This window comes from Tritonibacter multivorans, assembly GCF_001458415.1.
GTDB lineage: Bacteria > Pseudomonadota > Alphaproteobacteria > Rhodobacterales > Rhodobacteraceae > Epibacterium > Epibacterium multivorans.
The window spans coordinates 487,815-497,224 of sequence record NZ_CYSD01000042.1 but is presented as its reverse complement, the minus strand read 5'-3'; the positions used below and the strand labels follow the sequence as shown (position 1 = coordinate 497,224).

The following is a 9,410-nucleotide window of genomic DNA, read 5'->3' as shown; positions in this document are numbered from 1 at the left end:
GTGCAGCACAAGCTGCGGACCAGACCTTTATCACCATCGGCACTGGCGGTGTGACCGGCGTTTATTACCCGACCGGCGGCGCGATCTGCCGTCTGGTGAACAAGGGCCGCAAAGAACATGGCGTGCGCTGCTCTGTGGAATCCACCGGCGGCTCCGTCTACAACACCCGCACCATCCGCGAAGGCGAGCTGGACTTTGGTGTTGTGCAGTCCGACGTGCAGGTTCAGGCGATGAATTCTCAGCGGTCCTTCAAAGACGACGCGCCTTATGACGGCCTGCGCTCTGTCTTCTCCGTCCACCCCGAGCCGCTGCACGTGATGGTGCGCGCGGATGCGGGCATCAACTCTGTCGCGGACATGAAGGGCAAACGCGTCAACATCGGCAACCCCGGTTCCGGCACCCGCGTTCTGGCCAATGTTCTGATGGATGCCGCTGGCGTGACCCCGGATGATTTTGGTCTGGCCGCTGAGCTGAAGTCCTCTGAGCAGGCCGCAGCGCTGTGTGACGGCAAAATCGACGCGGCGATCTGGGCGGCGGGCCTGCCCAATGGCTCCACCATGGAAGCGACCTCCACCTGCGACGTCAAAGTTCTGGACCTGACCACCTCGGGCACCGACAAGGTTCTGGCGGAAAACACCGCCTACGCCGCGGCCACCATCCCCGGCGGCCTGTACCCGGGCAACGAGGGCGACATTGCCTCCTGGGGTCCGAAAGCGACCTTCGTGACCGATGCGGGTGCCTCTGATGAAGTGGTCTATGTGCTGGTGAAATCCATCTTTGAAAACTTCGACGACTTCAAAAAGCTGCACCCGGCCTTTGGTCGTCTGACCCAGGAAGAGATGGTCAAAGACGGTCTCTCCGCGCCCCTGCACCCCGGTGCGGTCAAATACTACAAAGAGCAAGGCTGGATGTAATCCAAACTCTTGGTTTCTTTAAAATTGGCGCTCACCCGGTCCTCGGGTGAGCGCTTCTGATTTATGAACCCCGCATCCCGTCTGGGTTGCAAAATGAGTAGCTCCGCGACTATGACAACTTCCCAAAATACCGCCACTGGCGATTTGGATGATATTGTCGCCGAGACCGACACCGGTGCCCGCGCGCCGACGAACGGTCTGGCTAAATCCATCCTGTGGCTGACCCCCCTTCTTTGGTCGATCTACCAACTCTGGATCGCGTCCCCCCTGCCGTATATGCTGGGCGTTGGCGTCTGGAATGACACGCAAACCCGCGCTGTGCACCTTGGCTTTGCGGTGTTCCTCGCCTTTGTGGCCTTCCCCGCCTTCCGCTCCAGCCCGCGCGACCGTGTGCCTGCGCTGACCTGGCTGATTGCAATCGCCGGCGCGATTGCGGCCTCTTATATGGCGTGGGACTATGCCGGTGTCTCCTATCGCACTGGCGCGCCGAGTCAGACCGACCTGATCATGGCGGGTCTGGGCATGGTATTGCTGATGGAGGCCGCGCGCCGATCGCTGGGGTTCCCGTTGATGGGCGTGGCGCTGTTCTTCCTCGCCTATGTTTTCTTTGGGTCCTGGTCGGGTCTGCCAGAAATGCTGCAATGGAAGGGTGCGTCCTTTAATAAAGCGATGAGCCACCTGATGCTGACCACCGAAGGTGTGTTTGGCGTGGCGCTTGGCGTGTCTTCGGGGTTTGTATTCCTGTTCGTGCTGTTTGGCGCTCTGCTGAACCAGGCGGGTGCGGGCAACTACTTCCTGCAACTGGCGTTTTCGGCGCTGGGGCACCTGCGCGGTGGTCCGGCGAAGGCCGCGGTGATTGCGTCGGCGGCGACCGGCCTGATTTCGGGTTCGGCGATTGCCAACGTGGTGACCACCGGCACCTTCACCATTCCGCTGATGAAGAAGGTGGGCTTTTCGCCGGCCAAAGCAGGCGCGGTTGAGGTCTCGTCCTCGATCAATGGTGTTCTGACCCCGCCCGTTATGGGCGCTGTTGCGTTTCTGATGACTGAATATGTCGGCATCTCTTATGTGGAAGTTGTCAAAACCGCGATCATTCCGGCAGCGATTTCCTACATGGCGCTGGTTTACATCGTTCACCTCGAAGCGCTGAAAATGGGCATGAAGGGCACGTCCCGCATGCACCCGGTCAAATTCATGCTGGGCGCGATCTTCATTATCGCAAGCTCCATCGTCATTGGTGGCGGCACCCTGTGGGGCGTGGGCCAGCTGGTGCAGCTGACCGAAGGTCTGGTGGGGCCGATGTCCACACCGGTTCTGGTTGCTGGTCTGCTGGCGGCCTATGTCGCCGCCGTCTACTACGCAGCGCTGCACCCGGATCTGGACAATAGCCTCGAGAGCATGGAAAACCTGCCGCCCGCAGGGGTGATCCTGAAGACCGGCCTGCATTATCTGCTGCCGATTTTCCTGCTGATGTATCTGTTGATGATCGAGCGTAAATCGCCCGGTCTGTCGGCCTTCTGGTCGTCGATGTTCATGCTGATGGTGCTGCTGACGCAGGACGTTCTGAAGGCGATGTTCCGTCAGCAGGACAAAATCACGGCCGCCTTCAAATTCTCGGTCGCGCAGACGCTGGATGGGATGATCATTGGTGCGCGCAATATGATCGGTCTGGCCGCTGCCATGGGCCTGGCGGGCATTGTTGTTGGCTCCGTGACGCTGACCGGCATTGGTCAGGTGATGGCAGAGTTCGTCGAATTCCTGTCCGGTGGTAGCCTGATCCTGATGCTGTTCTTTGTGGCGCTGATTTCGATCGTGCTGGGCATGGGTCTGCCGACCACCGCAAACTACATCGTTGTGTCGTCTTTGATGGCGGGCGTTGTGGTGGAGCTGGGCGCGCAGAACGGTCTGATCGTGCCACTGGTGGCTGTGCATATGTTCTGCTTCTACTTCGGGATTATGGCGGATGTGACGCCACCTGTGGGACTGGCGAGCTTTGCAGCGGCGGCGATCTCCAAAGGGGATCCGCTGCGCACCGGTTTCCAGGCGTTCTTCTATTCGATCCGCACCGCGTTGTTGCCGTTCCTGTTCATCTTCAACACCGATCTGTTGCTGATTGACGTGGGCCCCTATCAGGCGGTTCTGGTCTTTATCACCGCGCTGATCGCGATGCTGCTGTTTGCAGCCGGTACCATGGGTTACTTTGTGACCCGCTCGAAGATCTGGGAAAGTGCGGCGCTGGTGCTCTGTGCCTTTATCCTGTTCCGCCCCGACTTCTTCCTCAACCAGCTCGCGGATGAGTTCGAGGCGCGCCCCGCGTCCGAGATTTATGCGCTGGCGGCTGCGGGCGACGACAATGCAAGCCTGCGGGTGCGCTTGTCTGGGGAAAACCTCGAAGGGGATATTGTCGATGCACGCTACCTGCTGCCGCTGGGCACTGCAGGTGCAGATGGCGAAACCCGTCTTCTGGAGGGCGCGGGTATTGAGTTCCGTGATGAAGACGGCAAGCTTTATGTCGACAACCTCAACTTTGGCGGCCCCGCCGAACAGCTGAAGATCGACTTTGACTGGGAAGTGGTAGAAATCGACGTGGCGGCACAGCGCCCGCCGCAAGAGATCTTCTACATCCCGGCTCTGTTGTTGCTGGCGGGTGTCTGGGGCATCCAGCGTCGCCGCAAAACGAAAGAGGACGCTGTGATCGAAGGGGTGCCCGCATGACCAAAACGGTTCTTGTCGCCGTCGATCTGGCCCACCGCGAAGATCAGGCCGCGCTGCTGAAGCGGGCGGAACAGATGGCGGATCTGGATGGGGCCACGCTTGCCGTGGTCACCGTCCTGCCCGACTTCAAGATGAGCATGGTCAGCACCTTCTTTTCCGACCAGCACACCCATGACATGGCCGAAGAGACCCGCAAGGCGCTGCATGCCTTTGTACTGGAGACCCTTGGCCATGACGATGATGTGAAACACATCGTGCGCATGGGCAATGTCTACGAAGAAGTCCTGCAGACCGCCAAAGAGCTGGGCGCGGATCTGATCGTGGTGGGGGCACACCGCCCCGATCTGGCCGATTACCTCATGGGGCCGAACGCGGCGCGCGTGGCGCGTCATGCAAAATGTTCGGTGCTGATCGCGCGGTAAGCCTGCGCCACAGGTCTGAAATCGCCAAACGCGCCCTTCGGGGCGCGTTTTTTCATCTTTAGGAGGGTGCTTTTTCGACATTCCGCAACACTTCGACGACAGTCAACTGTCGCGATCCATGCGCGCACATGGCGCATTTGGTGCCAATGCCGGCGGAAATCGCCCCTGCATTTGACGGAAATGGCGCAGCCTTTGTCCATTCTGCACCTCGGAAATACGGGGGTTTTCGGCTCTATTTGTCGCAAACGAACGAGGATAAAATGCGCTACAGCGGATTTCGAGTGATTAAGGAAGCCCTGACCGGCCACCGTGGGTGGAAACCCGCTTGGCGCGATGTGGCGCCTCAGGCCGAATATGACTATGTCATTATCGGCGGCGGCGGCCACGGTCTAGCGGCGGCTTATTATCTGGCAAAACAATTCGGCGGTAAGAAAATCGCGGTGCTGGAAAAAGGCTGGATTGGCGGTGGCAATGTGGGTCGCAACACCACCATTATCCGCTCTAACTATCTGCTGGATGGCAATGAGCCCTTCTACGAGTTCTCGCTGAAGCTCTGGGAAAATCTGGAGCAGGAGCTGAACTACAATGCGATGGTTTCGCAGCGCGGTATTCTGAACCTCGTCCACACCGATGCGCAGCGCGATGCGGCGCGGCGGCGGGGCAATGCGATGATCCTGAACGGATCAGACGCAGAGCTGCTGGATGCAGACGGCGTGCGCAAGATGTATCCGTTCCTCAACTTCGACAATGCGCGTTTTCCGATCAAAGGCGGCCTGCTGCACCGTCGCGGCGGCACCGTGCGCCACGATGCGGTCGCTTGGGGTTACGCACGCGGCGCGGACCAACACGGCGTCGATATTATCCAGAACTGCGAAGTCACCGGTTTCCGTATTGACGGCGGCAAGATCAAAGGCGTTGAGACCACCCGTGGCTACATCGGCGCCAAGAAGGTTGCCTCGTCAGTGGCAGGCTCGTCCTCGCGGGTGATGAGTATGGCCGGCATGCGCTTGCCAATCGAAAGCCACGTGCTGCAGGCGTTTGTGTCTGAGGGTCTGAAACCCACCATTCCGGGCGTCATCACCTATGGTGCGGGTCACTTCTACTGCAGCCAGTCCGACAAGGGCGGTCTGGTTTTTGGCGGCGATATCGACGGCTACAACACCTATGCCCAACGCGGCAACCTGCCGGTGGTCGAAGACGTGATCGAAAGCGGCGTGTCGCTGATCCCGGCGCTGGGTCGCGTGCGCCTGCTGCGCAGCTGGGGTGGCATTATGGACATGTCCATGGACGGCTCGCCCTTTATCGATAAGACCCATATCGAAGGCCTCTATTTCAATGGCGGCTGGTGCTATGGCGGGTTCAAGGCCACCCCCGCCGCGGGCTGGTGCCTGGCGCATCTTCTGGCCACCGACACGCCCCATGAAACCGCAACCGCCTATCGCCTGGATCGCTTCCGCAGCGGTCTGATCATCGACGAAAAAGGCCAGGGCGCCCAGCCCAACCTGCACTGAGGGGATCCGAGATATGCTGATCAACCACCCGATCCTCGGGCCGCGGGATGCGGCCGAGTTTACCTATCTGGGCGACGCTGCCCTGATCGACCGCCCCAACTGGCAGGCCGACGACGCAGCCGAGGCCTTTCACGACTATCTTTACCTGCGCGACAACCCCGCAGGTCTGCACCGCGAGCTGTGGTTCCACGAACAGGGCGACCGCTCCTGGCTGGTGGTGACCCGTAATACGCTGACGCATGAGATCACCTCCGTTGAGCTGGCCCGCGATGTGGCCCTCGCACGTGGGAGAGGCAAAGAATGACCATCAATCGATTGAAAGGCGGCCTTGTTGACCACGGCGCGCCGCTGAACTTTACCTTCGACGGCAAGACCTATCAGGGTCTGGCAGGCGACACGCTGGCCTCTGCGCTTTTGGCCAATGGCCGCCGCCTGATGGGCCGGTCGTTCAAATACCACCGTCCCCGTGGTGTGATGACCGCCGGCTCGGAAGAGCCAAACGCATTGGTCGAACTGCGCGAAGGGGGCCGTCAGGAACCCAACACCCGCGCCACCACGGTAGAGCTGTTTGACGGTCTGACCGCCAACAGCCAGAACCGCATTGGCTCGCTCGAACGCGACCTGATGGGAGTGAACGACCTGTTCGCAAACTTCCTGTCGGCAGGGTTCTATTACAAGACCTTCATGTGGCCGCGCGCCTTCTGGGAAAAGATCTACGAACCCATCATCCGCAATGCCGCCGGTCTGGGCTCTGTGTCGTTTGAAGATGACCCGGATCTTTATGACAAGGGCTTCCTGCATTGCGACCTGCTGGTGATCGGCGCAGGCCCTGCGGGTCTGGCGGCGGCGCTGACTGCGGGCCGTGCCGGCGCCCGTGTGATCCTCGCGGAAGAGGATTTCCTGCTGGGCGGTCGCCTGCTGGCCGAGACCTCCGGTCTGGAAGATCAATCCGGTCTGGGTTGGGTCACACAGGCACAGGCCGAACTGTCTGCGATGGACAATGTCCGCATTATGCCGCGCACCACGGTTGCGGGGGCCTATGACCACGGCATCTACGGCGCGGTTGAACGGGTCAGCGATCACTTGGCCGTGCCCGAAGCCGGCAAGCCGCGCCAGTGTTTCTGGCGGATTTATTCCAAACGGGCGCTGGTCTGTGCCGGTGCGCTGGAACGCCCGATCGCCTTTGAAAACAACGACCGCCCCGGCGTGATGCTGGCCGGGGCCACCCGTGCCTATGCCAACCGTTGGGCGGTGACGCCTGCGCAGTCTGTTGTCGTCTTTGCCAACAGCGATGATGGCCACAAGACCGCCGCCGATCTGATGGCCAAAGGCATCGAGGTTCCGGCGATTGTTGATATCCGGGCCGACGCCCCCGCCCTGCCCGGAACCGAGGTTCTGGCAGGCGCGCAGATCATCGACACCAAAGGCCGGCTTGGCGTGACATCCGTCACCGTGCGTCTGGCGAACGGTCAGACCCGCTCCATCGCCTGTGGTGCGGTTGCGAACTCTGGCGGTTGGAACCCGAACCTGGGTCTGACCTGCCATCAGCGCGGTCGTCCGACCTGGAATGACCATATCCACGCCTTTGTCCCCGGCGCCGATCTGCCGGTTGGCCAGCTGGTCGCGGGCGCGGCTGCGGGCCAGTTCAGCACCCATGCGGCGCTGACCACCGGCGCAGAACAGGCCGTTGCGGCGCTGGCGGATCTGGGCATCACTGCCTCTGTCGGTGACCTGCCCAAGGCGGAAGACGCCCCGCGGGCGATGACCCCCTTCTGGCACGTCAAAGGCGCCAAACGCGCTTGGGTCGATTTCCAGAACGACGTCACCGTCAAGGATGTGAAGCTGTCGCATCAGGAAGGCTTCCGCGCGGTCGAACACCTGAAACGCTACACCACATTGGGCATGGCCACCGATCAGGGCAAAACATCGAATGTCACCGGTCTGGCTGTGATGGCCGAACTGACCGGCAAATCGATCCCCGAAACCGGCACCACCATCTACCGCCCGCCTTATGTTCCCGTCGCGATGGGCACGCTGGCTGGCCGGTCTGTGGGCAAGGAATTCCACCCGACCCGCCTGACCCCCAGCCACAAATGGGCCGAAGAACAGGGCGCGGTTTTCGTCGAGGTCGGCAACTGGCTGCGCGCGCAGTGGTTCCCCAAGGCGGGCGAAACCACATGGCGAGACTCCGTCGACCGCGAAGTCACCGCCACGCGTCAATCCGTTGGCGTCTGTGACGTGACCACGCTGGGCAAGATCGACGTCCAAGGCCCGGATGCGGCAGAATTCCTCAACAAGCTTTATATCAATGGCTTTGCGAAACTGGCCGTTGGCAAGGTGCGCTATGGTGTGATGCTGCGTGAAGATGGCATTGCCTATGACGACGGCACCGCCGCCCGTCTGGCCGAGGACCATTTTGTCGTGACCACCACCACTGCCAATGCGGTTCTGGTCTATCGCAATATGGAATTTGCACGCCAGTGCCTGTTCCCGGGGCTGGACGTGCAGATCATCTCCACCACCGAAGCCTGGGCGCAATATGCGGTTGCCGGTCCCAATTCGCGCAAACTGCTGCAAAAGATCGTGGACCCTGAGTTTGATATCTCGAACGAGGCCTTTCCCTTCATGGGCTGTCGCGAAATCACCGTCTGCGGTGGCCTGCGCGCGCGTCTGTTCCGGATCTCTTTCTCGGGCGAACTGGCTTACGAGATCGCCGTGCCAACCCGCTATGGTGATGCGCTGATCCGTCGCCTGATGGCGGAAGGTGAAGAGTTCAACGTCACCCCCTATGGGACTGAGGCGCTCGGCGTGATGCGGATTGAAAAGGGCCACGCGGTCGGCAATGAGCTGAACGGCACAACCACGGCTGCGAACCTTGGCATGGCGCGGATGGTGTCCAAGAAGAAGGACTGCATCGGCAACACCCTGTCCGAACGCGACGGTCTGAACCGCGAGGGCGATTACCGTCTGGTCGGCCTGAAACCGAAAGAGGCGCAAAAGATGATCCCGGCGGGCGCGCATATGATGTCGCAGACCGGGTCCGTCGATGCGGCAAGCGATCAGGGCTATGTGACCTCTGCCTGCTATTCGCCCAGCCTCGAGAGCTATATTGCTCTGGGCTTCCTCAAGGATGGCGCCAACCGTATGGGCGAGACCCTGCGCATGGTGAACCCGCTTGAGGGCACTGAACTTCTGGCCGAAGTTGTCTCGGCCCATTTCGTCGATCCCGAGGGAGGACGCCTGCGTGACTGATCTGAAACCCATCACCGCCCTGAACGGTGACAGCGCTGCGGTGGACACCATCGCAACGCTCACCATCCGCGAAAACCCTGATCTCGCGCTGGCCTCTGTGGCTGCGCGTCACGGGGCTGGCGACACCGTGGCGGCCCGCCTGAAGGACGCACTGTCGCTGTCCCTGCTCGCTCCTGCTCATTGGGCAGCAGCCGGAGATTATGCGGCGATCTGGCTTGGCCCGGATCAGTGGATGGTCAATGCCGAATACGGCACCCATGCGCTGCTGGCGTCGGACCTGAAAGCCATCGTGGGTGATGCCGGGTCCGTCACTGAACAGACCGACGGCTGGTGCTGCTTTGATGTAGAAGGCGAACAGCTGGTGGCCGCGTTTGAACGCCTGTGCGCGCTGGATTTTGCCCAGATGCAGCCGGGTCAGGCCAACCGCACCACCATCCACCATCTGGGCTGCCTTGTGGTGCGTACAGACGCAGGCGCCAGCGTCTTTGGCCCGCGCTCTTCTGCGCGGTCGCTGCATCATGCGCTGATTGAGGCGGCCTATTCCGTCGCCTGACCCCGTCAGCGTCGTAAAAACCACAAGGGCCGGGAAATTTCCC

At 61.1% G+C, this 9,410-nt stretch carries 7 protein-coding genes; all 7 read left to right on the top strand.

The window, feature by feature from the left end:
- Positions 1 to 914: TAXI family TRAP transporter solute-binding subunit (locus TRM7557_RS18110; protein ID WP_058291604.1), on the top strand; the 914-nt coding region annotated here is incomplete at its 5' end.
- Positions 915 to 1,025: 111 nt separating this feature from the next.
- Positions 1,026 to 3,629, top strand: a complete 2,604-nt coding sequence (locus TRM7557_RS18105) for a TRAP transporter permease (RefSeq protein WP_058291603.1) — start codon at positions 1,026 to 1,028, stop codon at positions 3,627 to 3,629.
- Positions 3,626 to 4,051, top strand: coding sequence for a universal stress protein (locus TRM7557_RS18100; RefSeq protein ID WP_058291602.1), 426 nt, complete (start codon positions 3,626 to 3,628; stop codon positions 4,049 to 4,051). Before TRM7557_RS18105 ends, TRM7557_RS18100 begins: the two co-directional genes overlap by 4 nt.
- A gap of 260 nt (positions 4,052 to 4,311) precedes the next feature.
- Positions 4,312 to 5,562, top strand: coding sequence for a sarcosine oxidase subunit beta family protein (locus tag TRM7557_RS18095; RefSeq protein ID WP_058291649.1), 1,251 nt, complete (start codon positions 4,312 to 4,314; stop codon positions 5,560 to 5,562).
- Between the two features lie 13 nt (positions 5,563 to 5,575).
- Positions 5,576 to 5,866 carry a sarcosine oxidase subunit delta gene (locus TRM7557_RS18090; RefSeq protein WP_058291601.1) on the top strand — a complete coding sequence of 97 codons (291 nt, stop codon included), beginning with the start codon at positions 5,576 to 5,578 and terminating at the stop codon, positions 5,864 to 5,866.
- On the top strand, positions 5,863 to 8,814 hold the full coding sequence (locus TRM7557_RS18085; RefSeq protein WP_058291600.1) for a sarcosine oxidase subunit alpha family protein: 2,952 nt from the start codon (positions 5,863 to 5,865) through the stop codon (positions 8,812 to 8,814). Before TRM7557_RS18090 ends, TRM7557_RS18085 begins: the two co-directional genes overlap by 4 nt.
- Entirely contained in the window at positions 8,807 to 9,367 is a 561-nt protein-coding gene (locus tag TRM7557_RS18080; RefSeq protein WP_058291599.1) for a sarcosine oxidase subunit gamma, read from the top strand. The genes TRM7557_RS18085 and TRM7557_RS18080 overlap by 8 nt, the downstream gene beginning before the upstream one ends.
- Positions 9,368 to 9,410: the final 43 nt, after the last annotated feature.